Source organism: Pradoshia sp. Z5_111 (assembly GCF_058267535.1).
Genome location: NZ_JBZCPQ010000002.1, coordinates 400,540 through 426,590, shown reverse-complemented (window position 1 = coordinate 426,590; position 26,051 = coordinate 400,540). Strand labels below are relative to the sequence as shown.

The following is a 26,051-nucleotide window of genomic DNA, read 5'->3' as shown; positions in this document are numbered from 1 at the left end:
GATTAAATTAGGGATTGAACCCCCATAACTCCAAAATAGATCCCAAAGCCAACTAAGGAAATTCCAGATATGATTGAAATTCCCGCTAAGAGTTTATTGGTTAAATAGCGCCTAAATATGGATGCCATCATCGCCATTGAGTAGTCCCAAATTAATATCCCCAAAAGGATGGCCAAGCTGTTAATGATGATTTGCTGAGGAGATAAGTGACTTACGGTTTTAGCGAGTACAGAGCCATAGATGCCCAGCCAAAAAAGAATGGACAATGGATTTAATAGCGACATAAAAAAGCCAGAGCGAAAGGAACGAGTGATATCCTTGTTCCGTATATTGCTTTGGTTTTTTTTATGATAAACAGCAACCAGACTCTCTACTCCGGAATAAGTAAGAACGAAAGCACCAAATAGCCAGAGAAAGGTTTGGATTAGAGGAACTTGCATATATTGAGCCAACCCGGTATAAACAACAAGCATATAGCAGATATCGGCTAGTATAGCGCCCAGACCGAATACCCAGGCATTTAAGAATCCATGCCTTAAACCAATTTCCATTTGTGCAGCATTAATTGGTCCGATAGGAGCCGATAAGGAAATTCCTAGATAGACATATCCCAATAATCCATACATACAATTTATACCTCCATTTTAATTGCTCAAATTATCATATGCATGTATACAGGCTTGTACGACAAAAAAGAATAGTTTAAGGAAACATAAAAAAGAGGCATAAGCCTCAAATGGCTCATGCCCAAAAATATGTCAGAATTGATAAAAGAACGGATGTAATAACCATTGTAAGCAAGGGAAGGCTTGCTCGTTTCTTAAGCTCTTTTAAATCAATCGTTAAGCCTAGCCCAGCCATAGCCATCGAAAGTAGAAAAGTGGTCAGCATGGCAATGTAATCATATAGGTATTCAGGAAACCAGGAGCCAGCAAGATAAGTTCTAAAAATACTTAAGGCCAGAAATCCTAACAGAAACCATGGAAATGGAATGGATGATTGACTGCCAGCACCTTGTTTACGTTTCATCCAGAACACTAATACAAAACAGAAAGGAATCAATAAGAAAACACGACATAATTTAGCTAATAAAGCCATTGTAACAGCAGCTTCCCCAGCAGGCTCAGACGCTAAAGCTACATGAGCCAATTCATGTAAGCTAAGTCCGGACCAAATTCCATATTCAGTAGGTGTTAGGGGGAGAATTGGAAGTAGTATGGTATAGACGACTGAAAAAATTGTACCAATCAATGCAATCATTCCGACGCTCATCGCCGTGTCCTCTTCTTTTGAATCCACTATAGGTGAAACCGCTGCTATAGCCGCTGCGCCGCATATTCCTGTCCCTGCACCAAGCAGGAAAGAAATCATTGGATCGACCTTCAGCCATTTACCAAGCAATACCATGAGGGCTACAGAGAATACGATACAAATCAGAGCTTTACCCAAAAGGCCAAGACCTTCACTAAAAATAATCTGCATATCTAATTTCAACCCATATAAAATGATGGCAGCACGTAAGAGAATTCTTGCTGAAAAATGAACGCCCGTCCGTAAATTTGTTGGATAGCTGCGAATATTACGATACAGGATGGCGAGCAAAATACTGCATGCTAATGGCCCTATGTATTCAAAAAACGGCAATTCGGCAAGGACAAATCCAAGCAGTGCCAATAAGGCCGTGAAGCCTATACCTCCCCAAAATGATAAAGGAGATTGAGTTTGTTTAGTCATAGTAGTCACTCCTAATTCTTTCATCACTAAATTTGAAAACAGGCATTATGTATGCGTAGAATATATGTATATACATAGCCAGGTTATTGTAAGTTATGGCAATAGCTTCCATGAAGCCACTTCCTTAGTTTAATATTCTTAGACTTAATAAAAAAGAGGTAACACTCAATTAATTAATTGTATGTTTATCCAACTCAGGTTCTTTTATACAAAAAGCTGAAGGGCCTTGCCCAGCCGCGACTAGCATAAGAGGAGGTGCGGAGGGAGAGCGCTTTTCCTCTACTGCAGCAGCTACACTTATGACTCGAGCGGCTAGGCCCTAAAGCTGGATTATACAAAAAGCTGAGGCGACTGCCCAGCTCCGACAAGCATAAGGAGAGGCTCGAAGGCAGGCGAATTAAGGAACAAAGACTAAGAACGCCACATCGTGTGGCAACGTCTTTGTGATCAACGTCCTGTTGACCTCCGTAGAGGCTATCCTTATGACCTCGAGGAGCTAGGAGCCGAAGCTAGATTAATCAAAAAGCTGAGGCGACTGCCCAGCTCCGACAAGCACGGAGGGAGAGCGCTTTTCCTCTACTGCAGCAGCTACACTTATGACTCGAGCGGTTAGGCCCTGAAGTTGGCTTATAAAGGGAAGAATAGGTGAGGTGGAAATGTGGATTATATTAATCGTTTAAAACAGTTATTTGAGAATGAAAAGAATGAAGAACAAGCAGTAGCAATGGCGCGATATATGAAGAATCAATTTCCTTTTTACGGGATTAAAACCCCGGAAAGAAGAAAGTGTATGTCTGTATTTTTTAAGGAAACCGGTATTCTTGCTATGCCGCTTTCACATGAATTTTGCTTAAAGCTTTGGGATATGCCGGAAAGAGAATGGCAAAATGCTGCACTTGATTACCTCGCTAACTATATTGGGAAACTGGAAGTAAAGGATTTACCGTTGTTAAAAACATTAATTACAACAAAATCATGGTGGGATACTGTAGACATGATTGCCTCTAAGCTGGTTGGTGATTTGGTATTAAGAAATCCTGATTTAATAGATACTATCATGAATGATTGGGTAATAGATAATAATATGTGGCTACGTAGAACAGCAATCCTCTTTCAACTATCCTATAAAGGTCAAACAAATGAGAGAATCTTATATGATTACATTTTGAAGAATGCGAATAGTAAAGAATTCTTTATTCAAAAAGCGATTGGGTGGGCACTGAGAGAATATTCAAAAACGGATCCGGAGTCTGTGAAGAACTTTATAAAAAAAACAGAGCTTGCACCTCTCAGCAGAAGAGAAGGTAGTAAGCATTTTCTAAAGGGGGAACCTGTATGAAATGTATAGCAACCGATATGGATGGGACATTACTGAATGAACATCAGATGGTAAGTGACGAGAACCGAAAGGCGATGGAGGCAGTAAGGGATAGCGGGGGACAAGTAATTGTTGCTACGGGCCGATCTTATAAAGAAGCAAGGTTTGCACTTGATGAAATTAACTTTCACTGCCCTATTATCAGTTTAAATGGAGCAGCTGTTTATAATCAGGAAGGCAGTTTGGTAGATTCCAATCCGATGAAGCAAGAGAGCTTAGTGGAGACAGTTAAGCTTTTGGAAGAAATGGGTCTTTATTTTGAAATGTATACAAACAGGGGGACATTTTCCAAAAACCCCGAAAAGGCTATTGATTCACTCGTCGATATCATCTTGAGTGCCAATCCCGATCAGGAAGAAGAAAAAGTTCGTGAATTTGCTGAAGGCAGAATTAAATTTGGATTCTTATTTGCGACAGATGATTACTTCCAGCTAATTAATGAAGAGGATATCGAAATATACAAAATACTAGTCTTTTCCTCTGATAAGAGTAAATTAAAAAATACGGGCACAATCCTTGGAGAGATGGAAGGACTAACGGTCACTTCATCCGGTAAAGGGAATATCGAAATTAACCAGAGTGGTGTTTCTAAAGGCATAGCTTTGGAGAAATTGCTAAAAAAATTACAAATCCCACTTGAAGAAACAATTGCTGTTGGAGATAACTTTAATGATGTATCTATGTTCGAAAAAGCGGGACTGTCCGTTGCTATGGGTAATGCATCCGATGAGATTAAGGGGCTTTGCAAGGATGTCACCTTAACAAATGAAGATGATGGTGTCGCCCATATCATTTATAAGCACATCGTTCAAAAATAATTTTAAAAATTAGGTATAGATGGGCCAGAATATGGCTATCATAGTACTACAATGAAGTTTTCCAAAGTATCCCCCCCTTTTTTTTGAACCGCCTTTAGTAATGAAGGCGGTTTTTTTATGCAAAAAAAGCCGTCATTAGTATGACAGCTTTTCTAAATCCTAATTCTTATATTTTTTCAGGCCATTTATATGAATAAAATCTTTCAAAGAAAAGGCGGCTTTCAAGCTCTTTATTCTTTTGGGCGAGTAATTCAGGCCAACCAGCCATCATCGCCTCGGTTTGAGAGCGGTGGGCAGAGATTGCCTTTAGTTTAGTCTCAATTACATCCTGAATATTATTTATGATATCAGGCTCTCCAAGGACATCCTGATGGTTGTTGGAAAAGGCTACACAATGAAGCTTCGGTCTTTTTTCAGGATTGATTTTAGAGACTGCCTGTACAACAGCTCTTCCGCAAGCCTCGTGATCTGGATGGACGCTGAATCCTGGATAGAAAGTAATAATAAGAGAAGGGTCAAGCTCATCAATAAGCTTGGTCATTTGATTGGCTAACCACTCTTCATTTTCGAATTCAACAGTTTTATCGCGCAGTCCCATCATACGTAAATCTTTAATACCCATTATTTGTGCAGCGTCTATTAATTCTTTCTTACGGATTTTCGGGAGGCTTTCCCGTGTTGCAAAAGGAGGATTTCCAAGATTACGACCCATTTCACCAAGCGTTAAGCATGCATAGGTAACGGGAGTACCAGCTCTTGTATAAGAGGCGATTGTTCCGGAAACCCCAAATGCCTCATCATCAGGATGAGGGAATATGACTAATACATGTTTCTCTTTATCCATTTTTATCCCAACTCCTTGTTATTTATCAAACGGGGCAGTACTGATTTCAAAAGCGACAGCCAGTCTTCCGCTCTGGTCGAGTCCAGCCATTAAAAGGCGGCCAAATTCATCGATTTCATAATGGGTAATCCCTTCAGCGTATACCCAGCCTTCCTTCATCCTTAATCCCACGCGATAAGGACCGTCTCCGATAATTTTACCTTCTTCAAAACAAATAGAAACATTGCGGATAAACGCACCTGCTGAGAAGAATGATTCGTCATTATGAGTGGCATAAGCGCCGTTTGTTGTCTCTAAATGCAAATAAACCTGTAAACCGGCATATGATTGCAGCGCTTTTTGTGAATCAAGCAGGTCAATTGGCTTCATTAAGATTACCTCCTATATAAAAAGGAACACATTAGTTTCCTATTAAATTAGTGTTGTATTAATTATGATACTAAATTATCTGAAAAATTGCTAAAAATGGAGATGGAAAAAAGCTGTCCTAAATTTCGGACAGCCTGTTATAAAGAAGAAATTATTTATATGTACGGTAAGCACCATGCATAACTGGTCCAACAAATTCATTTAGCTTCCAGCTATGTTCAATAGCGGCTGAGATAAATTCCTTTGCATTAGCCAAGGCTTCTTCAACTGTTTTTCCTTTAGCCAGCTCAGCAGTAATGGCTGCAGCAGTTGTACAACCGGCACCATGGGTATAAGTAGTCGCAAACTTTTCGGATTCAAGGATGGTATAGTCTGTTCCATCATAAATTAGGTCAATTGCTTTATCTTGCCCATCAAGTTTAGTGCCACCCTTGATAAGGACATATTTTGCCCCTTGATCATGGATAATCTTTGCAGCTTGTTTCATTTCATCAATAGTAGTGATGGGGCCAATCCCGGATAATTGCCAAGCCTCAAAAAGATTTGGTGTTACAACCGTAGCAAGAGGGAGAAGCAATTCTCTCATTGCCACTGTATTCTCAGGCATTAACACTTCATCTGTCCCTTTGCAAACCATTACAGGGTCTATGACGACTTTATCAAGGCCATACTCTTTAATTTTTCGTGCAGCCAATTCAATAATATCAACGGTCCCAAGCATCCCTGTTTTCATGGCATCAATTCCTGTAGAAAGGATTGTATCCAGTTGTGCCTCCACAGTTGAAACATCAATAGAAAATACATTATGAGACCAGTTATTTTTAGGGTCCATTGCAACAATTGAAGTAACAGCAGTCATTCCATAAACGCCAAGCTCCTGGAATGTTTTTAAATCTGCTTGAAGTCCTGCTCCGCCGCTGCTGTCTGATCCAGCTATAGTCAATGCTTTTTTTAGACTCATTGGCCTATCCTCCCTCATTATAAAACTTAATTTAGTTATACTTTATAATACATACCAAAACAATATGTATGGAAAAAAACTGATGCTGTTAATTGTATACATAATCCGTGAACCATAAACATCTAATTACCATTTTGTGGTATTTTATCACGGATATAAACCGGAAGTATACAGTAAGAGTTTATAGAGCTAAGAACTCATATAGTAATGATACTATAAGTGAAAAATTGAGGATAACAATAACGCTTATATGATAATTAAGACATAGTACAGCGCTGCTAGCTACTTACCCAAAATCTGATCCTGGCAGATAAGAATGGACAATGATTGATTGTGTGTAATAACATCAGATGGATATTTACGAATGTGATGTTATTAGAGGGTATTAAAAAAGGGCTCAAGGAAGGGAGAACCCATCCTTAAGCCCTTTTTATGCTGTGTCGGTTACATAATTTTTGTATTATCAATATCACTTGCCTGGTTCGAAGTAACAATAACAATTTTGTGGTCATCAAGGTCTTTTTCATATTGTTGTGCTTCTAACTCAGATAATCCAAGTGATTGAAGCTTGCTGCGCAATTCGTCACCGCGTTTTTTGAACAGATTTCCTACACTTTCAAAGAAACCTTGTTCACCAATACCAATGTTGCCTGTATCCGTAGCATCAGTTAAGTCCTTCGAAAACTCTTTGTTATGGGAAAACAGATAAACATTCTCTTTTGTAAAACCCTCAGCTGCAAGTTGTTCAACTTTCTCTTTAGCTTGAACTGAATTTTCTACTACAAAAACTTGATACATCTTGCATCCACCTCGATTTTTGGATTTTAATTTAAAATGTAGTTACAGTGTTTATATAACCTATTAAAAAATCTATAAACATAAGTTGAGTAGGGTAAGAGAGTGTAAGAGGAAAATATTGTTCGAAATATAATAATTTCTGAGTATATAAAGGAGTGGATTGGATGAGTTACCAAATTTTACAGAATGACTGGCTGGAGTATTTACAGGATGAATTCAAACAACCGTATTATGTAGCACTGCGTGATTTTATAAAAAAGGAGTATGAAAACGAGATTGTCTATCCAAAGGCTGAAGATATCTATAACGCTTTGCACTATACTGATTTTAAATCCGTCAAAGTGGTATTGCTCGGGCAGGATCCTTACCATGGACCCAATCAGGCTCATGGATTGAGTTTCTCTGTACAGCCTGGAGTCGCTCTCCCGCCATCACTGCGAAATATTTTTAAGGAACTAAATGATGACTTGGGAATTCCAGTCCCTAACCATGGATATTTGAAAAGTTGGGCGGATCAGGGGGTACTTTTGTTAAATACCGTTCTGACTGTCAGACAGGGAGAAGCCCATTCACATAAGGGGAAAGGATGGGAGCGATTAACAGATAAAATAATCGAGACAATGAATGAAAAATCAGAACCGGTTGTTTTCCTATTATGGGGAAAACCAGCACAATCCAAAATTCATTTAATTGATCAGAAGAAACATCACATCATTACCTCGGTTCACCCGAGCCCGCTATCTGCCCGTCGAGGTTTCTTTGGAAGCAAGCCATTTTCTAGAACGAATGAGTTTCTCAGACAAAATGGGTTAGAGGAAATCGACTGGTCCATTCCAAATTCATGAGGTTGTGAAAAATAGATTCCTTGGCGAAGTTAGGATAGAATTGAATAAGAAGAGATGAAGGTAAGAGGTGTGAATCTGTGGAAATAACATCAGAAAAGGTATTGGACAAAATGGATGAACTGATTCAGAAGGCTAAAATGGCGCCTGCTGAAAAAAGGAATGGTTACCTAATTGCAGTTCAAAGCTTAATCGACTTGGTCATAAGTGATCATACCAAGGCGGAAGGACAAACCGTGAAGAAAACTGTTCCATATAATCCAATTCAGCAAACGAATCCAACTGTCTCTCTTCCGCAGGAGGAACCAGTTAAGATGGAGGATGCAAACGGGGATTCACTGCTTGATTTTTAAACGCAAAGGAGAAAACGAGGATGAAAACATTTATTATTATAGCAGCCATTAATGCTGCGATGTCCGTGGCATGCGGTGCATTCGGAGCTCATGGGCTGGAGGGAAAGATTTCTGAAAAGTCTCTGGCGGTCTGGAAAACAGCCGTTCAGTATCAAATGTTTCATGCAGGTGGATTATTGGCAATCGGATTGCTGTGGGATCGATTATCTTCACATCAATTGTTAAATTGGTCAGGTTGGCTCATGTTAGTTGGAATTATCCTCTTTTCTGGAAGCCTATATGTACTCAGTGTAGCAAGTATTGGTAAGCTAGGTATTATAACGCCGTTTGGCGGTGTTGCATTTATTGCTTCATGGGTATTAATGATTGTAGCCGTTTATAAATATTCATAATTTGCTAGATTTATAGAAAAACCGCTTATGTCTGACATAAGCGGTTTTTCTATGTACTATAGTGATGAATGGTTCATCAAATTTCTTTATTCTCGAAATGTCTACCCTTCATCATTAACGAGACGAGTTTCCAAAAGGATAGGAGTACTCGATTTCTTCATCAAAGGTTACATAATCGAGATAAATCAATGGTAACAGGTAGCGCATACCAGTTTGAGGATCACTTAAGATTACATGATCTCGACCGGCTGCTTCGATAATTCCTTTGAATAGTCGGGTATTGCCATCTTTACTTCCTTCAAATGTCATATATACCGAAGCGAGTTTACCACGATTCAAGCGCAGAATATTTTCGATATAGGATTGTTCTACGAATTGACCCGGAGCAAGCGACGGAGATGTTTGTAACGGTGACCCACCACCTAGAGTATATGACTGCGCCGGAAAGGGCAGTTGTTGTTGCTGTTGTTGTGGCTGAAACTGTTGTTGTTGCCCCATGCCTGTTTGTCCTGCCATATAGGGATTATAAGGGACTTGATATCCTCCTCCGTACGGTTGCCCGCCCCCGTATGATTGTGAACCCGGTTGTTTCATAAAATGACTCCTCCTCTGTTAAACAATAGTTTTCTAAAAAACTGTTGGACAATCAGCTTGTGTCGGTGAAAAGAAACAATGTGATTTGTATCGCCCGGAATTATATTGACCATACCATTGGGCCGGGCAGCTTCCTTCTGGTCTGAAGAACCAAAGGGAGTTCGTGGCCGGATTAAAACGTTCCCCGTTGACGACTCTTCTAGCCAGCCTGATTTCACTCTCTCTGGCACGTTGATAAAAGTATCCTTTTTGTGTCGATTCAAATCCACCGGGGTTTTGGAACACCATTTGAGGAATCGATCGGATATTCACAAAATCCAAACATTCACCACGAACTCTGTTGACGCCGACATTGCCGACTAATAGCATGCCCAAGTTTCCTTCGCCCTCAGCTTCCGCTCTCATTAATCGGGCGAGAACTTTTATATCCTCCTCAGTAGCTTTTATAACTGCCATGCTTGAAGCACCTCTTTTCGATAGGTCATTTCATGATGTGTTGTTGATACGTAAAAGGTATGCTCACTATAGAAAATTATGCAGGGGGAGACCGGCTTATGATAAAAAAGGATATTACTTAATCCATTTCAATAAGAGCAGCAGGGAGATTGCCTTATATTGTGGAATTTATTATTCACATATTTTTTTTATAAAGAAATTTAAAAAGGTTAGCTGTCCGGAGGTATTTATGAAAAAAATCATGCTGTTATCGTTTTTATTTATCGTTATATCTTCCTCAAATGCTCAGGCATTAAAATGGGCATCAGTCTTTGTTGTTTGGGAAGGGAAGGTTTATGAAGTTAGAGAAAACGAATTGATTGAAGATCATGAGATTGGTATGAACATAGGGGAAGTGGATACTGAAGCAAATGACGAGACAGGCAGTTATTGGGGAAATGCTTCAAACCTTTATCCGAAGGGGACAGAGTATTATGAAATAAAGGGGACACCGGTATCCACTGCAATTGCAGTAAAAGATGATAAGCGGTGGGTCAAGGCTGTTTATGATTATGAAGCTCCATTCCATATAATGAATATTATTATTAATTTCTATTTCATAGCTGCTGTTATCATGATTATTTTGATAATCTTAGCTGTCATCTTTCAAAATTACAAGTCTAAAATTCCTCGATAAATCATTTCTGTGTAAATAAATAAAAAGTAGTGTGTTCTGGGTATTCACAACCTGGACTATTAAAGCGAAAATCCTGGTGCTTAGACAACAAAAAAGTGCCCTATCCACCATGTATAATGGCTTTTAAAGGCACTTCCTTTTATCCTATTTAAACATGTAAAAATTCGCTGATACGTTCAGGTGTAAGGATATTTCCAACAAAGAAGGAACCAAATTCACCGTAACGGGCACTCACTTCATCGAAACGCATTTCATAAACCAATTTTTTAAATTGGAGAACGTCATCTGCGAAAAGAGTAACGCCCCACTCATAATCATCGAATCCTACGGATCCAGAAATAATTTGTTTAACCTTGCCAGCATATTGTCGGCCAATCATTCCGTGAGAATACATAAGTTTTTTACGATCCTCCATCGGAAGCATATACCAGTTATCATTGCCTTGACGACGCTTGTCCATCGGATAGAAGCAAACATGCTTAGATGTCGGCAAGATCGGGTATAGTCTGGAACGAACATGAGGATTCTGATATGGATCTTCATCTGAATCAGAAGGCAGATAATTACTTAGCTCAACAACAGATACATAAGAATGTGCCGGAATTGTGAACTCTGCTAATTTAGTTTTATTAAACTCTAATTCAAGTGCATTTAATTCTTCCATTGTTGGGCGTAAAAGCATCATCATAAAGTCTGCTTTTTGTCCGACAATTGTATAAAGAGCATGACTGCCTTGGTTTTCATTCTGAGTTTTATTCCATTTTTCAACCAATCCCAGGAATTCATTGATGGCAGTGGCGCGTTCGTCTTCAGGTAACATTTTCCAGGATAACCAGTCAATTGTACGGAAGTCGTGTAAACAATACCAACCGTCTAATGTTTTAGCTGCTTCACTCATACTTATCATCTCCTACATAACATTTCGTTCATGCCATTTACTATATCACAATCAATGGAATATTTTCTTGAATCAAGTCTTCAATAAACTTGTCGATATTTTGACATACCGCTATAATTTTAAAAAATAAGGCAAACCTATTAAATAATTCATCATAAAGGTGTATTCTAGGTAGAGTGACATTTTGAGGAGGACATAAAAAATGAGTAATTTATTTACAACTTTAAAAGAAAAAGTTTCTGGCAATCAATTGCGAATTGTATTCCCAGAAGGAATGGATGAAAGAATTCTTGAAGCAGCCGGAAGATTGGCAGCTGATAAAACAATCATTCCAATCTTAGTTGGAAATATTGATGAAATCACAAAAAAAGCGAAGGATATGAATATTTCTGTAGATAATATGGAAATTTACGATCCTGCTACATATATTATGATGGACGAGCTTGTGACAGCTTTCGTTGAACGTCGTAAAGGTAAAGCGACTGAAGAACAAGCACGTAAAATCTTACTTGACGAAAACTATTTCGGAACAATGCTTGTATATCTAAATAAAGCAGATGGTTTGGTCAGCGGTGCTGCGCATTCTACAGCAGATACAGTACGTCCTGCATTGCAAATCATTAAAACAAAAGCAGGCGTTAAAAAGACGTCTGGAGTATTCATCATGGTTAAAGGTGATGAAAAATACGTATTTGCAGACTGCGCAATCAACATTGCTCCAGATAGCCAGGATCTTGCCGAAATTGCAATTGAAAGTGCTAGAACAGCGCGCATGTTTGATTTAGATCCACGTGTTGCAATGCTTAGCTTCTCCACAGTTGGTTCTGCTGTATCTGAAGAAACAACAAAAGTGGCGGATGCTGTTAAGCTTGTAACGGAGATGGACCCACAATTAATCGTAGACGGAGAAATTCAATTCGACGCAGCGATTGTTCCATCTGTTGCTGCATCTAAAGCTCCTAACTCTCCACTTCAAGGTTCTGCAAATGTATTTGTATTCCCTAGCCTTGAAGCAGGTAATATTGGATATAAAATTGCACAGCGCCTTGGCGGATTTGAAGCAGTTGGACCAATCCTGCAAGGTCTAAATGCTCCTGTGAACGACCTATCCAGAGGATGTAATGCAGAGGATGTATACAACCTTGCACTGATCACAGCTTCTCAAGCTTTGGTAAAATAAGTTTATAAGTGACCTATGGCGCCCTTTGGCGCCTATTTTTTTATAGATGGAGAGAGGTAAGATGAATTTATTACAACAGGATCGCTGGAGAATCATTGACCATAGTCAATCAGGTATGCATACACGTGCCATTCAATCATTTGCGATTGACGATACATTATGCGCTTCAGTTGGAGCTGGGAACTCACCGGTTACCGTACGGGCTTGGGTTCATCAAAAAACAGTTGTGATGGGTATACAGGACGGTAGGCTCCCGATGCTGAAGCAAGCTGCTGATTTCCTGCATGAGAAGGGCTATGACTGTATTGTCCGAAATTCAGGCGGATTGGCCGTTGTATTGGATGAAGGAATTTTGAACCTGACGCTTGTTTTTCCGGAAAAAGACCGGAAAATAGAGATTAATCGCGGATATGACGCTATGTGGGAACTGATCAAGTACATGTTTCGAGACTTTGATAATGAGATTAAAGCGGGTGAAATCGTAGGCTCTTATTGTCCGGGAAGCTATGATTTAAGCATTGATGGCAAAAAATTTGCCGGTATCTCTCAAAGGAGAATCCGTCATGGTGTAGCAGTACAAATCTACTTGGATATCAATGGGGATGCTGAACAAAGAGCCGCATTAGTGAGAGATTTTTATAAAATTGCTCTAAATGGGACTGAGACGAAATTTGTTTACCCTACTGTGGATCCAAAAGTTATGGCTTCCTTATCTGATTTGCTCGGTGTCGAGCTGACTGTCAATGATGTAATGCTACGCTTAATGAAGGCATTACAGGATCATTCCGGGCAGATTGAGATGAATTCTTTGACGGAAGCAGAAATGCCACTGTTTGAATCCTATTTAGAAAGAATGCAAGACCGCAATGCGAAATTGGCAATCGATTAAATCTTTCTATTGTTTTAGAAGGGGCTGTCAAAAGTAGTATCTTATATGCTTGAATGAAAGTGAGAATGGTTTGATAGTACAGATGAAAGCCGGCTCTTATGAAGGAGCCGGCTTTTTATATTTATTCTGCGATTTTTTCTAGATTTCCATTACGATCCATCTTAAATTTAGTAGCTTGTCGGTCATCTTCATCCAATAAAGCTAATTTACGGGCACGATTCATAATATTCATGAGTGTTTCGTAGTCTTCCTGAATCGTAACGGTATTTTCTTCAACATTATCAAGCTTGTGCTGCAATTCTTTATTTGTATTTTTCAGTTCCCTGATTTCAAGGCGCAATCTTTCATTTTCAGATTGTAATGCTTGCAGTTTCAGGCTGTTTGTATCATAAGATTGTAAGAATACAATAACATCGTCCATCGTCAAAGCCGGAGTCTTGTATTCTTCCAGCACTGGAAATAGGCTTGTTTGCTCAAATGTTTCAGTATCTTTTTGTTCGGTGGAAATATCCATGTCCATCAATTCATCTTCCATTGCGGTAGTCACTGTTTCAAAGTCTCGTAAAGATGGAGTCGGTGGCTGGTATAGGATTTTCTTTTTGCCGCCCTGATCCTTTCCAAGCAATCTTTGGCGTTGTTTACGCTGTTTACGGGCAAGCTGCAATGCTTTCTCATAAGTATGTCTTACAACCGCATTCCATCTAAATCCACAAGCAGCGGCGGTACGGTTCAATTTATCTCCAACTTCGTCAAATGCATTCAATTGGGTACTGCCTTCGCGGACGTGTCTTAAAACAGTTTCTGCTAGTAATAAATCATTTTCTTCAGTCCATGCATCTTGTCTGATTTTCATGATCTGCAACTCCCTTTTCTATAAGATTTAAAATAAATTTGCAAATTATGGTTCTAGCATGGACAAAAAGAACAAAGTTTATACAGGTTACTAGATTTTTTCATTAACCTAATAGATATTTAGCCGATTCTTGCAAATAGGGGAGCCGGAGTGATACAATACGCTTTAGTCCCAAGAGGCTCACAACTAACAAAGAGTCAAATTTTTTGGCAAGAAAGGATAGGCGGTCATGTCGAACGAATTTAGAGTATGTGACGACTGTCAGGCTACAAACCTAAAGACATTGCTACCAAAACTAAACAAGCTCGATCCCGATGCAAAAATTGAGATTGGATGCCAGTCCTACTGTGGACCTGGACGCAAAAAATCATTTGCGTTCGTCAATAATCGTCCAGTAGCTGCACCAACAGAAGATGAATTAATTGAAAAAGTAAAAGCTAAGATAAAATAAATAAAAAGTCGCTCCTCTAAAAGTTCAAATTTTAGAAGAGCGACTTTTTTTCATAAAATCCGGTCTAATAATCCATACTAAGGTATCAATCTTTGAATGGGGAATTGGGGATTATATATGAAAAAAATAGGTGTACTGATTTTAACTGTAGTTTGTTGTATATGGCTTAATCCCGAAATTAGCATAGCGCTTTCGAATGATCCACCAGATTTACTGATTACAGAGATTTCTGCGCAGGGAAAAACGTATGAATATATCGAAATCTATAATAATACAGACGTACCAATCGATTTACATGACTACAATCTGCGATACCTCTCTATGAATAAATCGATGCAAGTATGGGATATAAAAGAATCAACTTTTATAGAGCCAAAATCTACGAAAATCATTTGGATTAAAAATGCTGCCAGCAAAGATGAGTTTAATTTTAAGGATTTCAAACGCCATTTTCATACCTCAGTGGATCATAAACAACTGATTCGCCTGGAAGGTAACTTACACAATAGCAGCAAAAATACGGTTGTTCTGGCAACTGATACAGGAGCGGTTATTTCATATGTATCCTACGATAAGGGACTCATCCATTATAAGCAGGATAATGGAGCAAAGAAATTAATAGAGGATAAACAGATTAAAGAGAATACACCCGGTCAAGTGAGTAATGAACAAGTCCCGTTAAATGCCAATAAGCAGACGGATACTACAAAGCCGATTGTCAGACCGGTGACCATGCCAAAAGAAGTCCCAGAGCGATCGGATGTCTCCATCGAGATTCAAATTGAGGATGAACATCTAATTAAGCGGGCAGAAATTTTTTATAAAAGAGGTCAGGATTCTGCTTTCACACAAGCAAATATGCTTATGAAAACGACGACTTCTTATCAATCAATTATATCTCGATACGATGTATATGGTTCTGTTCCAACCTTTGAGTATTATATAGAAATATCGGATGGACAGCATGTCATTAGATACCCCGAAAAAGGGACAAAGACGATAAAAATAGGGAATCCAGATATGTACAAACCCCTAAAGCCAGGGCTTTCTGTCCAAAAAAATACGATTTTAAAAGGTACAAAAAAGATACAGGTTCAAAAGGCAACAGCTGAGGAACAGATTAAGCTTACGGTTGATGGACAAAAACTGAAGACACAGAGGGTCTTGAGCCGTCCTGCTGCAGTTGTGTTTGAAGGCCTTGGCATTGATGAAAGAAAGAAAAGTGCAGTTTACATGGGAGACCGTTTAATATCTAAATTAAAACCTACAGCAGGATTATATCTTCCATATGAATTGTCAATTCCAATTGATGAACTCAAACCGGGCAAAAATACGATTTCCATCCACACAGGCACGAAGAAGGAAACATTTATGCCCGGAAGTACAGTTGAAGAAAAAGATGTCGACCGCTTTTCTATCAAGAATATAAAGCTGCTGATGGGTGATGGTACGATGATTCGCCCAATCAGTGTAAATTCAATCACGGGAGATGGTGATGAGAATCGAGAAAGCACTCGGGAAGCCCAGGAATGGAAGGTTGGTAATCAGGGAGTGTTAATCCTATCCTACGAATTTATCATCCCGGCAGCTATGTTCACAGCAGAGGAAGCAGAGATTGATACGATGGCTTATCAGGATGGAGTCCATAGTATTCAATCTAAAGGCACATCCATTCACCAGGCAGATGTTGTTTTTGATAATACAGCACCAAAGCTCCATGTAAAAACACCGCTGAATGGCAGAACCTATAAGGGAACATTCACCATTGATGCAAACCCCGAGGATGAGGTGACTTCAATAGCCTCCATTAAAGGCTATCTTGATGGTCGGGAAATCACTCTGCCATATACGACCTCTTCGGGCAGACTGTCTAAAGGGAAACACAAGGTAACCTTCATGTCAGTAGATGCAGCTGGGAATCGCAAAAAGGAAACGATTCATTTTAAGATTGTGGATGAAGCACCTATTATTATGAATCAAGCCATACCGCTTGATAATGATACAAAAGTATCTGTTCATCCGAAGCTAAGCGTGAAGGTAGAAGATCCAACTAATGATCAAATAGTGGCTAAGTTTTTCTCAGGCAATCGTTATGATTACACCTCCAAAGGGAGGAATCAATTAAAAGCATTTTCCAATATTGCAGATGAGGAACCGCCGCCCAACCAGACTTATCCGCGTGAAACAGGTATCTTAGCCAAGCAGGTAAAGCAGATAGCCAAAGCGGATAAGACTTATTGGGTGACTGCCTCAAATAAAGGATTTCCGTATCAGCGGTTTGAGATTTCACTGGATGAAACACCTGCGGAGATGAAAGAGGTTGAAGTAAAGTGGGTCGGGCATTCCTTACAGGGAAGAAAGGTCACTCTATATGCCTGGAACCTACAAAAATCTAGATGGGATGCATTAGCGTATGGCTACGGCAATAAGGATTTTTCGTTGAAAGCTAGTGTCGAGACAGCGGCCTATTTAAAAAATCAAAAGCTGCAGGTCCTTGTGCAGGATCAAATTATTGGTGAAGTGAATCGTCCATTTAATTTGATCTGGATGTCAGATACCCAATATTATTCTGAATCATTCCCACATATTTTCCCAGTGATGACGAACTGGATTAGGATCCAAAATCAGCTCGGTAATGCGGAATATGTCATTCATACAGGGGATATTATTAATGTCAGATGGGATATGGAGCAATGGGATATCGCGGATAAGAGTATGGGCATTTTGGATGAACACCATGTTCCTTATGGGGTAGTGGCCGGTAATCATGATGTGGGAAACTTGGTACTGGATTATCGCAATTATGGTAAATACTTTGGCGAAAAAAGATTTAAGCATACATCCCATTACGGAGGTGGGATGGAAAATAACACGAATCACTATGATTTAGCTTCCTTTGGCGGGCATGATTTCCTCTTCCTGTATCTGGGCTGGGGTAAAGAAACCACGACTGCAACTCTGGATTGGGTTGATAAGGTATTAAACCAATACTCAGATAGAAATGTGGTGCTGGCCATCCATAATTATCTCGACCATAAAGGGAAAAGGACATATAACGGTAATCAGGTCTTTAAAGAAATTGTTCGGAAATACGAGAATATTAAGCTGGTTCTTGCAGGGCATATTTCAGGGGCAAGCCGCAATGTAGCGACCATTCCTCTAAAGGGAAGCCCAACGAAATTCCGTAAGGTGTATGAAATGCTTGCCGACTATCAGAGCGGGCCGGAAGGCGGGGCTGGGTATATGCGGATGCTCCATTTTAATCCGGAGGCAAAGCAGTTATCAGTCAAAACGTACTCTCCTTACTTGGATGACTATAATTATTTTGAGCCTGAAGTCGATGAATTTACGATTGACCAAATGGAGCTGAACCCGATTCAGAAACAGGTGGCGACAGATTATATTGGCGTAAATGTGTATTCGAATACCATTTTGGGTGAAGATAAGGACGGAAGGAATCACGAGAAAGTACAAATCCGCCTAAAGGATCTAAAACACAAACACGATTATTTCTGGTATGTTGAAGTGAGCGACAGCTATGGAGGGCGGTCACGTTCTCCGGTTTGGAAATTTACGACTAAATAAAGATAAAGTGCCCTTTGAACAGAATCGATTTCTATTCAAAGGGTTTTTGTTGTGTATTATTGTGGAAGAAGATGATTATGTTTTTTTAGATTAAACAAGCTATAATAAAACCATGACCGATTAGGAAGAGGGAATAGAATGATAGAATATTCTCTGGAAAAATTAAACGAAGAAAAAGTATTTAAGGATCCGGTGCATCGCTATGTGCATGTGAATGACCGGGTCATTTGGGATTTAATTGATACAAAGGAATTCCAGCGTTTAAGGCGAATTAAACAGCTTGGAACCACCTATTTAACATTTCATGGGGCTGAACACAGCCGTTTTAATCACTCTCTTGGAGTATATGAGATTGTGAGAAGAATTGTGGATGGGGTATTTGCTAATAGACCGGAATGGAACCCAAAAGATCGTCTTCTTTCTTTATGTGCAGCTTTGCTCCATGACCTCGGGCATGGTCCTTTTTCACATGCCTTCGAAAAAGTCTTTGATTTGGACCACGAGGAATTCACAAGGAAGATTATTTTAGGGGATACTGAGGTTAATGCAATTTTAAAAAAGGTAGATGCCAGCTTTCCGAAAGAGGTAGCTGAAGTCATTGCCAAAACACATGCCAATAAATTGGTTGTCAGCTTAATCTCGAGTCAGCTTGATGCAGACCGGATGGACTACTTGTTACGGGATGCCTATTTTACTGGGGTGAGCTACGGCCAGTTTGATATGGAGCGGATTCTCCGAGTGATGAGACCGACGGAGGATCAGGTGGTTTTCAAGCAAAGCGGGATGCATGCTGTAGAAGACTACATTATGAGCCGCTATCAAATGTACTGGCAGGTTTATTTCCATCCAGTATCTCGAAGCGCAGAGGTGATTTTAACAAAAATCCTGCACCGCGCTAAAGATTTATATAAGAAAAATTATCGATTTAAACAGGAACCTCATCATTTTTCTTCTTTATTTACCCAGTCTGTTACCCTATATGATTATTTGAAATTAGACGATAGTGTTATGCTGTACTATTTTCAGTTATGGGGCGAAGAAGAGGATGGCATACTGAGTGATTTATGCACGAGATTCATGAACCGGAATTTATTCCAGTATGTAGAATTCCTTCCATCCTCCAGTGCAGAAATGAAAAAAGTGATGGAGCTTACTCAATTGTTCACAGCAGCCGGACTTGATCCGGAATATTATTTGGTGCTAGATTCTTCATCGGATTTACCATATGATTTTTATCGGCCTGGAGAAGAGGGAGAAAGGGTACCGATTTATCTGTTATCTAAAACGAAAGAACTTAAAGAGCTTTCCAGGCAATCAGATATCGTAGACGCGATTTCCGGGAAACGACGTACGGATCATAAACTGTACTTTCCTGCTGATATCTTAGAGGATGAAACGAATCATAAAGAAATAAAGGAAAAAATAAAAGAATTGCTTGATTGGGATTAATTGATACTGAAGGAGTGAAGAATGTTGTTGAAGGAGCATGCCAGAATTCTTTCAGCCATAGATGCAGCCGGGCATATTGGTGGGAGAAAAAAGCTTCAAAAGATGGTGTTTATCTCAAAAAAACTTGAATATCCTTTTCAGGAGAGATTTGAATTTCATTTTTATGGACCTTATTCAGAGGAATTAACGTTAAAAATAGAAGAACTTTGTAATTTAGGGCTTTTATCTGAAATAAAGGATAAGGAAAATGGCTATGTTCATTATGACTACTCTTTAACAGAGGCAGGCAAAGAATTTCTTTCTTTATACAGCAAAGACAATGAAAACGACGAGTTGGCTGCATGTGTAAAGGGATTGAACAATCATAATGCACGTTTTCTTGAATTGGTTTCTACGATTTTTTATTTCGACCATTTATCCAAGGATGAGATTATTAAGAAAATCCAGGAGCTTAAGGCGAAGCAACAGTATTTGCCTGAGGAAATAGAGGAAGCCTTCAATTATGCAGCACAGCTTATTAAGGAAAATAAACCAATGTACGCAAATTAATTCTTTTTAAAAATGGAGAAATAAAAAGAATGGAGCGTATTTGCTCCATTCGGCTCCTTTTATCCCGTTGGCTCCCACTTAAAAACGAAAGTCGGGTCCAATACTAGTTAATTGAATCAATAATGTTCCGTGGGGATGAAGATGCGCAACCGAACAAAAATTATTGATCGCTGGCGCGTACACCGCCAACCGCATAATGAGATTTAGTCATTTCTTCAATAAACACCGTAATTCTTTCTTTTGGTGCTCCTGTTGTTTCAGAAACTGCTTCAGTTACTTTTTCACATAAGGCCTTTTTTTGTTCTTCAGTGCGGCCCTCTAACATTTTAACGGTTACATACGGCATATAATGTCCTCCTCATTTGTAAAACAAGTGATTATGTTGATAGTTTTTCATAATCGCCGGTGGAAAGCAAGTGGTGAAAAGCAGAATGGAAGGTTGAACCTAACTGATAAGGTTTTATATTAAGGAAAAGGGGGATGTTTTGGTGTTTGATTTTCAAAGCATACTGGTCAATTTACCATATACACTTGTAACTCTCGCCATTGCGTTTACTGTTCATGAATATGCACATGCCTATGCGGCCTTTAAATTTGGAGATATGACTGCAAAAAATCAGGGACGGCTGACATTAAATCCGCTTCGGCACATTGATCCATTAGGCGCGATTTTTATTATACTGGTCGGATTCGGTTGGGCAAAACCTGTACCGGTCAATCGCTTTTTCTTTAAAAATCCACGGATGAACAGTATTGTTGTTTCAGTGGTAGGTCCTTTGAGTAATCTTGTGCTGGCTTTTATTGGTGTCCTATTGATATATATCATAAGCATCGCTGGATTTAATTTACCTGAGTTTATTTACACGTTTTTAAAAATTTTTATCCGCTTGAATGTCGTGCTGTTTGTATTTAATTTATTGCCATTCCCTCCACTTGATGGGTATCGTATTATTGAGGATCTCGTTCCGGCTGATATACGTCCAAAAATGACACAGTATGAACAATATGGAGCGTTGATTTTCCTTATCCTGGTGATTACACCGCTTGGTAATTACACAATCGATCCAATCATTTATAAATTAGTACCAGCGATTGAGCAATTCTTAGTTTCAATATTTATATAAAGGGAGGCTTCTACATACCCATGAGTCAAGATAAGAAAAAACCAACTTTTAATATCATCAAAAACGACCCTACTGATGGCCATAAAGGCTTTGGAATGGGGGCGTTGAGCCTGGAAAATGTTTCACCTGTCATTATTGATGTGGAGGCAGGCGAAGCATTTGTCGATATTGGTGCTATGCATGCAAGGAGTGCTATTGAAAGACGAATCAAATTTTTACCGAATAAAGAGGAAGTACCAAACGGAAAGCCATATTGGCTGGTTTGGGTTACAATCGAACAGACGAAACAGGGAGCCTATTATGCGGGTGTGACGGCATGTGAAATGACGGTTGATGAGGAGATTCGCCGCGGCTATAAATCATTGCCAGAGCATGTGAATCGCATGGATAAATCATTGAAAAGACATATTATCGTTGAGCATATGGATGAACCTTCAAAAATCATCTTAGCTAACTTCCTGAAAAAGCATAATGAAGAGCTTTGGCAAAACTCCCCTGATGAATTGAAGGAAAAGCTGAACGCTAACTAATATTGACAAAAACGTGAAATTTATGGATTTTTTTGTAAGTTAATTCAGCATATTACTTGTCGGTTTTCAGTAAAAAAAGTACACTAAAAACAGTGTGCAAGCACGTAGAGCTAGGACGCAAAAATCCCCAAACCGTTAATGGTTTGGGGATTTTTGTTTTCTTACATGGGTCGGATTGTTTAAAGTTTTCCAAATGGCCACACTCTCTTGTACCACGGATCATGTGACTTTTCTTTATTCTTTTCATCAGAAGGGGCTGGGTCGCTTCCCCTGTGATCATGGCAATACTGTTTCGGCTCGGTTCCTTTTTTATAATAAGTAAGGCGTTTAACCGGGCAGGCTCCATGTGCAAGCAAGCCGCTTTCAGGATCAATTTCTACTGCAACAATATTTTTCGGCTGTTTAAACTCTTTAACAGGCTCATCCTCTAGGGATTGCTCCATAAAGCTCGCCCAAATTTCCTTGGCCGCGATTTTATCTTGCTTGGTTTCGATTTTCTGAGAACGATCATATCCGGTCCAAACACCTGTTGTAAGCTGTGGAGTATAGCCAATCATCCAGCTATCATATTCAGTTGAACCTGATTTTCCGGCATAGGGCCTTGAAAGCTTAGGGGCAATCGAGGCACCTGTCACGGATGCGTAACCATTTAGCTTTTTATCGAACACACCTGTCAGCATTTGTGTCATGACATAGGCGTCCTCTTGCTTCAGTACGGCTGTCCGTTCTAATTTTTTCTGATATAGAACCTCGCCGTCACGCCCTGTAACCTTAGTGATAAAGTAAGGTTTAACCTTTTTTCCTCCGTTGGCAAATAAGTTATAGGCATTAGTCATCTCCAAAGGTTTAACTCCGGACGTTCCAAGCGCCAGTGAGGGAACCTTGGCCATAGGAGTGGTTAATCCAAATCGCTTTACAGCCTTAACCAGTTCATCCTCTCCAAGGAACAGATGTGTTTTGACGGCAAATATATTGTCTGAAACTGCCAGGGCCTGAGCCAGTGTAATCGATTCATTGGCATATCGGTTATTAAAATTATGGGGTGTATATTCTTCTTTTCCTCCATCAAATGAAAAGGTGGTCACTTCACTTCGTAAGGTCGTCGATGGTGTGAATCCTTTTTCTAAAGCTGTGTAATATAGCAGCGGCTTAATCGTGGAACCGGGCTGTCTAAGTGCATGGGTCGCACGATTGAATGAGCTATGCTCATAATTGGTTCCACCAATCAATGCTTTCACCATACCGTTATGGGGATTCATTGCAATTAAAGCTGCCTGAAACTCGCCTCCCGGCTGTACATGCTTGGCAATAGCCTCCTCAGCAATAGCCTGCTGCTTGGAATTGAAGGTTGTATACACCTTTAATCCCCCTTGCCTGATCAGCTCCTCATTCCCCTTTAACACATGACGTAACTCTTGATTGACCGCATCCAGAAAATAGGGTGCCTCCTGTTTTTTCTCTGTAATCAGGGAACCGTAAATGGGCAAGCGGTCGGCTAATGCCAGTGTTTCTTTTGCCTGTTCTGCACTAAGCTGACTGGTTTCCTTTAAAGAGTTGAGGACAATAGCCTGCCGTTCCTTCGCATTCTTCTTTGATACAAGTGGTGAATAAATGCCTGGACCCTTTGGTATACCGGCAAGCAGGCTTGCTTCAGCCAAGGATAGATCTTTGGCATCCTTATGAAAGTAATAGTGGCTCGCAGCCTGTATACCGTACATTCCATGCCCGTAATAAATCGTATTTAAATAACCTTCGAGAATCTCATCTTTACTGAAATGGTCTTCAATCCGAAGAGTGTAGAGAGCTTCCTTAGCCTTTCGTGACCAGGTTTTTTCCGAGCCAAGGAAGAGGTTCTTGGCATACTGCTGAGTGATTGTACTGGCTCCCTGGACCTTGGCCATCGCAATCGTATCAGATACAATTGCCCCTAAAATTCTTTTTGTATCAAACCCGTTATGATGATAAAAATTTCGATCCTCAACTGCCAGAGTAGATTGTACTAGATAAGGTGATATCTCACTGAGAGGTACCCAATACCGCCTCTCGGCCCCGTGGCTTTCCGTAAATGTACTTAAATCATCAGCTAAATATTGGGTGGTTTGCGGGACGGATACGGCTGGAGGCCCGGCAAGCTTTACAATAAGTAGGACAGTAACAAACCCAATCACTCCAAATGTAGCAATCAGCGACCCGATAAATATGAGGGCTCGTTTATAGGCAAGTAATTTCCTTCTTCTAAGTCTGCTTGGAGACACATGTCTTCCCCCTGATCTGTTGTGAAATTATTCATATTAGTAGTATGAAAATAAACCAACATTTTTAAACGTAAAACAGACATAGAAACGATAATATTGGAAATATGGGAAAATCTTTACTTTTCTATAAGAATGCACTATACTCTTCTAAGTTTAATAGATAGTGAATGCTAATTGGGCCGCTGAAACTGAAACAAGAAAAGAGGTTCATCATGGGTATTTGGTTCACGGAGAAGCAAACAGATCATTTTGGAATCACCATGAAGATAAGTCGTACCTTGCATACAGAACAAACAGACTTTCAAAAACTGGATATTGTAGAGACAGATGAGTGGGGTAAGATGCTGCTGCTTGATGATATGGTGATGACATCTGTGAAAGATGAATTTGTCTATCATGAGATGGTAGCCCACGTTCCACTGCATACGCATCCTAATCCAGAGCATGTCCTCGTTGTAGGCGGTGGGGATGGTGGTGTAATCCGTGAAGTGCTTAAGCATGAGAATGTAAAAAAAGCTACTTTGGTAGAGATTGATGGCAGAGTCATTGAGTATTCAAAACAGTTTTTACCAGAAATTGCGGGAAGTCTGTCCAATCATCGGGTCGAAGTGCTGGTTGATGATGGATTTATGCATATTGCCAATAGCGAAAATAAATATGATGTTATTATCGTAGATTCTACAGAGCCGGTTGGACCGGCCGTAAATTTGTTTACGAAGGGCTTCTATGCAGGAATCTATCAAGCATTGAAGGAAGAGGGTATCTTTGTTGCCCAAACGGATAACCCTTGGTTTAAAGCGGATTTAATTCAATCGGTCTTTAAGGATGTAAAGGAGATTTTTCCAATTACCGGCCTGTATACGGCTAATATCCCAACCTATCCGAGCGGTTTATGGACCTTTACAATTGGTTCAAAAAAACACCATCCTTTAGAGATTTGTGATGATAGATTCATTGAAATGGAAACAAAGTATTATACAAAGGAGCTTCATAAGGCGGCCTTTGTGCTGCCTAAATTTGTAGCTGATCTTTTAAAATAAAAAGTAATGAACATATAGATGAGGATTAAAGGAGTGCAGATTATGAGATTTGATGAAGCCTATTCCGGTAAAGTTTTTATAGGAAGTCATCCCGATTTTAAAGATTCAGAGGCGGTTCTCTACGGAATGCCAATGGATTGGACAGTTAGCTTCCGTCCTGGATCCAGGTTTGGCCCAGCGCGTATACGAGAAGTATCCCTTGGTTTGGAAGAATATAGCCCTTATATCGATCGACATTTAGAGGCTGTTAAATTTTTTGATGCGGGCGATATTCCGCTCCCTTTTGGAAATCCGCAAAGAAGCATTGATATGATTGAAGTGTACATTGAAACCCTGTTGGCGGAAGGGAAATTCCCGCTTGGCATGGGTGGTGAGCACCTCGTTACATGGCCGATTATAAAAGCATTTCATAAGAAGTATGAAGATTTGGCTATTATCCATTTTGATGCTCATGCAGATTTGAGAGATGAGTATGAAGGCGAGCCGATGTCCCATTCTACGCCAATTCGGAAGATTTGTAATCTGATTGGTGCAGAGAATGTCTATTCTTTCGGCATTCGTTCAGGCATGAGGGAAGAGTTTCAATTTGCCAAGGATTCCGGAATGCATATGTATAAATTTGATGTGGCTGAGCCATTAAAAAAAGTGCTGCCCACCCTTGCCGGGCGAAATGTGTATGTCACCATTGACATTGATGTACTTGACCCAGCACATGCACCGGGTACGGGAACTGCTGAAGCAGGCGGTATTACATCTAAAGAAATGCTTGAGGCCATTACAGCTATTTCAAACTCTGGCGTAAATGTGGTGGGAGCAGATCTTGTAGAAGTCGCTCCTGCGTATGATTCCTCTGAACAAACGCAAATTGCTGCAGCCAAATTTATTCGCGAAATTCTTTTAGGCTGGGTAAATAAACGCCTATAATTGAATAAGACTAGCAATCCCCTGTCTATGATAGTAGAGCAAGGGGATTTTTTTTAGAAAAAAAGATTCGGACAAGTTGCCAGAGAGTTTTTCTTTACCTTATACTTGT

The 26,051-nt window shown here is 39.8% G+C and carries 28 protein-coding genes; 16 read left to right on the top strand and 12 right to left on the bottom strand.

The features are described from left to right. Window positions 1-2: 2 nt before the first annotated feature. Together AC4D4A_RS06325 and AC4D4A_RS06320 are read right to left on the bottom strand one after the other, a co-directional pair. Complete coding sequence (locus AC4D4A_RS06325) at window positions 3-626, bottom strand: LysE family transporter (RefSeq protein ID WP_066109461.1); 624 nt, start codon at window positions 624-626, stop codon at window positions 3-5. 115 nt (window positions 627-741) lie between these two features. After that, complete coding sequence (locus tag AC4D4A_RS06320; RefSeq protein WP_490995095.1) at window positions 742-1,734, bottom strand: YeiH family protein; 993 nt, start codon at window positions 1,732-1,734, stop codon at window positions 742-744. Window positions 1,735-2,392: 658 nt separating this feature from the next. On the opposite strand from AC4D4A_RS06320, the gene AC4D4A_RS06315 reads away from it, so the two are divergent. Together AC4D4A_RS06315 and AC4D4A_RS06310 are read left to right on the top strand one after the other, a co-directional pair. Continuing rightward, a complete protein-coding gene (locus AC4D4A_RS06315) occupies window positions 2,393-3,073 on the top strand; it encodes a DNA alkylation repair protein (protein WP_490995094.1) in 681 nt (226 codons plus the stop codon). Then, the gene (locus tag AC4D4A_RS06310) at window positions 3,070-3,930 is read left to right on the top strand and encodes a Cof-type HAD-IIB family hydrolase (protein WP_490995093.1); all 861 of its coding nucleotides are present in this window, start codon (window positions 3,070-3,072) and stop codon (window positions 3,928-3,930) included. The genes AC4D4A_RS06315 and AC4D4A_RS06310 overlap by 4 nt, the downstream gene beginning before the upstream one ends. Before the next feature lie 166 nt (window positions 3,931-4,096). Here AC4D4A_RS06310 and bshB2 read toward each other — a convergent pair whose 3' ends face one another. The 4 genes from bshB2 to AC4D4A_RS06290 form a co-directional block, all read right to left on the bottom strand. Continuing rightward, window positions 4,097-4,774, bottom strand: coding sequence for a bacillithiol biosynthesis deacetylase BshB2 (gene bshB2 / locus AC4D4A_RS06305; RefSeq protein WP_490995092.1), 678 nt, complete (start codon window positions 4,772-4,774; stop codon window positions 4,097-4,099). Between the two features lie 18 nt (window positions 4,775-4,792). Continuing rightward, window positions 4,793-5,143 (bottom strand): YojF family protein, encoded by a 351-nt coding sequence (locus AC4D4A_RS06300; RefSeq protein ID WP_066109446.1) that lies wholly within the window; start codon window positions 5,141-5,143, stop codon window positions 4,793-4,795. Between the two features lie 151 nt (window positions 5,144-5,294). Beyond that, window positions 5,295-6,104: a pyridoxine/pyridoxal/pyridoxamine kinase gene (gene pdxK, locus AC4D4A_RS06295; RefSeq protein ID WP_490995091.1), complete on the bottom strand. Its 810-nt coding sequence runs from the start codon at window positions 6,102-6,104 to the stop codon at window positions 5,295-5,297. Window positions 6,105-6,548: 444 nt separating this feature from the next. Beyond that, complete coding sequence (locus AC4D4A_RS06290; protein WP_066109441.1) at window positions 6,549-6,902, bottom strand: YflT domain-containing protein; 354 nt, start codon at window positions 6,900-6,902, stop codon at window positions 6,549-6,551. A gap of 164 nt (window positions 6,903-7,066) precedes the next feature. Between AC4D4A_RS06290 and AC4D4A_RS06285 the strand changes: the two genes are divergently transcribed. From AC4D4A_RS06285 to AC4D4A_RS06275, 3 genes are all read left to right on the top strand, one after another. Then, complete coding sequence (locus tag AC4D4A_RS06285; protein ID WP_490995090.1) at window positions 7,067-7,747, top strand: uracil-DNA glycosylase; 681 nt, start codon at window positions 7,067-7,069, stop codon at window positions 7,745-7,747. Between the two features lie 77 nt (window positions 7,748-7,824). Then, window positions 7,825-8,097, top strand: coding sequence for a DUF5327 family protein (locus tag AC4D4A_RS06280; RefSeq protein ID WP_140461906.1), 273 nt, complete (start codon window positions 7,825-7,827; stop codon window positions 8,095-8,097). Window positions 8,098-8,117: 20 nt separating this feature from the next. Further along, complete coding sequence (locus tag AC4D4A_RS06275) at window positions 8,118-8,489, top strand: DUF423 domain-containing protein (RefSeq protein ID WP_066109432.1); 372 nt, start codon at window positions 8,118-8,120, stop codon at window positions 8,487-8,489. A 114-nt stretch (window positions 8,490-8,603) separates the two neighbouring features. Here the strand turns inward: AC4D4A_RS06275 and gerQ are convergent, their stop codons facing one another. Continuing rightward, window positions 8,604-9,083 (bottom strand): spore coat protein GerQ, encoded by a 480-nt coding sequence (gene gerQ, locus AC4D4A_RS06270; protein WP_490995089.1) that lies wholly within the window; start codon window positions 9,081-9,083, stop codon window positions 8,604-8,606. Window positions 9,084-9,116: 33 nt separating this feature from the next. Further along, on the bottom strand, window positions 9,117-9,539 hold the full coding sequence (locus AC4D4A_RS06265; protein ID WP_490995088.1) for a cell wall hydrolase: 423 nt from the start codon (window positions 9,537-9,539) through the stop codon (window positions 9,117-9,119). 229 nt (window positions 9,540-9,768) lie between these two features. Between AC4D4A_RS06265 and AC4D4A_RS06260 the strand changes: the two genes are divergently transcribed. Further along, window positions 9,769-10,215, top strand: coding sequence for a hypothetical protein (locus tag AC4D4A_RS06260; protein WP_490995087.1), 447 nt, complete (start codon window positions 9,769-9,771; stop codon window positions 10,213-10,215). A 148-nt stretch (window positions 10,216-10,363) separates the two neighbouring features. Here AC4D4A_RS06260 and hemQ read toward each other — a convergent pair whose 3' ends face one another. Further along, a complete protein-coding gene (hemQ, locus tag AC4D4A_RS06255) occupies window positions 10,364-11,113 on the bottom strand; it encodes a hydrogen peroxide-dependent heme synthase (RefSeq protein WP_490995086.1) in 750 nt (249 codons plus the stop codon). 202 nt (window positions 11,114-11,315) lie between these two features. Between hemQ and pta the strand changes: the two genes are divergently transcribed. Continuing rightward, window positions 11,316-12,293 (top strand): phosphate acetyltransferase, encoded by a 978-nt coding sequence (pta, locus tag AC4D4A_RS06250; RefSeq protein ID WP_490995085.1) that lies wholly within the window; start codon window positions 11,316-11,318, stop codon window positions 12,291-12,293. A gap of 61 nt (window positions 12,294-12,354) precedes the next feature. Beyond that, window positions 12,355-13,182: an octanoyl-[GcvH]:protein N-octanoyltransferase gene (gene lipL, locus AC4D4A_RS06245; RefSeq protein WP_490995084.1), complete on the top strand. Its 828-nt coding sequence runs from the start codon at window positions 12,355-12,357 to the stop codon at window positions 13,180-13,182. A gap of 121 nt (window positions 13,183-13,303) precedes the next feature. Here lipL and AC4D4A_RS06240 read toward each other — a convergent pair whose 3' ends face one another. Continuing rightward, window positions 13,304-14,035, bottom strand: coding sequence for an RsfA family transcriptional regulator (locus AC4D4A_RS06240; protein WP_066109416.1), 732 nt, complete (start codon window positions 14,033-14,035; stop codon window positions 13,304-13,306). Between the two features lie 229 nt (window positions 14,036-14,264). Here AC4D4A_RS06240 and AC4D4A_RS06235 point away from each other — a divergent pair, with 229 nt between their 5' ends. The 4 genes from AC4D4A_RS06235 (at window position 14,265) to AC4D4A_RS06220 (ending at window position 20,069) form a co-directional block, all read left to right on the top strand. Beyond that, complete coding sequence (locus tag AC4D4A_RS06235; protein ID WP_066109413.1) at window positions 14,265-14,486, top strand: YuzB family protein; 222 nt, start codon at window positions 14,265-14,267, stop codon at window positions 14,484-14,486. 117 nt (window positions 14,487-14,603) lie between these two features. After that, the gene (locus AC4D4A_RS06230; protein WP_490995083.1) at window positions 14,604-18,071 is read left to right on the top strand and encodes a lamin tail domain-containing metallophosphoesterase family protein; all 3,468 of its coding nucleotides are present in this window, start codon (window positions 14,604-14,606) and stop codon (window positions 18,069-18,071) included. A 138-nt stretch (window positions 18,072-18,209) separates the two neighbouring features. Continuing rightward, window positions 18,210-19,520, top strand: a complete 1,311-nt coding sequence (locus tag AC4D4A_RS06225) for an HD domain-containing protein (protein WP_490995082.1) — start codon at window positions 18,210-18,212, stop codon at window positions 19,518-19,520. 24 nt (window positions 19,521-19,544) lie between these two features. Further along, window positions 19,545-20,069, top strand: a complete 525-nt coding sequence (locus tag AC4D4A_RS06220; RefSeq protein ID WP_490995206.1) for a YwgA family protein — start codon at window positions 19,545-19,547, stop codon at window positions 20,067-20,069. A gap of 160 nt (window positions 20,070-20,229) precedes the next feature. Here the strand turns inward: AC4D4A_RS06220 and thmT are convergent, their stop codons facing one another. Then, entirely contained in the window at window positions 20,230-20,415 is a 186-nt protein-coding gene (gene thmT / locus AC4D4A_RS06215) for a 2-hydroxymuconate tautomerase (RefSeq protein ID WP_066109407.1), read from the bottom strand. 139 nt (window positions 20,416-20,554) lie between these two features. Between thmT and AC4D4A_RS06210 the strand changes: the two genes are divergently transcribed. Both AC4D4A_RS06210 and AC4D4A_RS06205 read left to right on the top strand, forming a co-directional pair. Then, on the top strand, window positions 20,555-21,193 hold the full coding sequence (locus AC4D4A_RS06210; protein WP_490995081.1) for a site-2 protease family protein: 639 nt from the start codon (window positions 20,555-20,557) through the stop codon (window positions 21,191-21,193). A 20-nt stretch (window positions 21,194-21,213) separates the two neighbouring features. Beyond that, window positions 21,214-21,723 (top strand): YwhD family protein, encoded by a 510-nt coding sequence (locus tag AC4D4A_RS06205; protein WP_490995080.1) that lies wholly within the window; start codon window positions 21,214-21,216, stop codon window positions 21,721-21,723. Window positions 21,724-21,902: 179 nt separating this feature from the next. Here the strand turns inward: AC4D4A_RS06205 and AC4D4A_RS06200 are convergent, their stop codons facing one another. After that, a complete protein-coding gene (locus AC4D4A_RS06200) occupies window positions 21,903-23,978 on the bottom strand; it encodes a transglycosylase domain-containing protein (RefSeq protein ID WP_490995079.1) in 2,076 nt (691 codons plus the stop codon). A gap of 212 nt (window positions 23,979-24,190) precedes the next feature. Between AC4D4A_RS06200 and speE the strand changes: the two genes are divergently transcribed. Both speE and speB read left to right on the top strand, forming a co-directional pair. Beyond that, window positions 24,191-25,018, top strand: a complete 828-nt coding sequence (gene speE / locus AC4D4A_RS06195; RefSeq protein WP_490995078.1) for a polyamine aminopropyltransferase — start codon at window positions 24,191-24,193, stop codon at window positions 25,016-25,018. Between the two features lie 42 nt (window positions 25,019-25,060). Further along, entirely contained in the window at window positions 25,061-25,942 is an 882-nt protein-coding gene (speB, locus tag AC4D4A_RS06190; protein ID WP_490995077.1) for an agmatinase, read from the top strand. The last annotated feature ends 109 nt before the right edge of the window (window positions 25,943-26,051 follow it).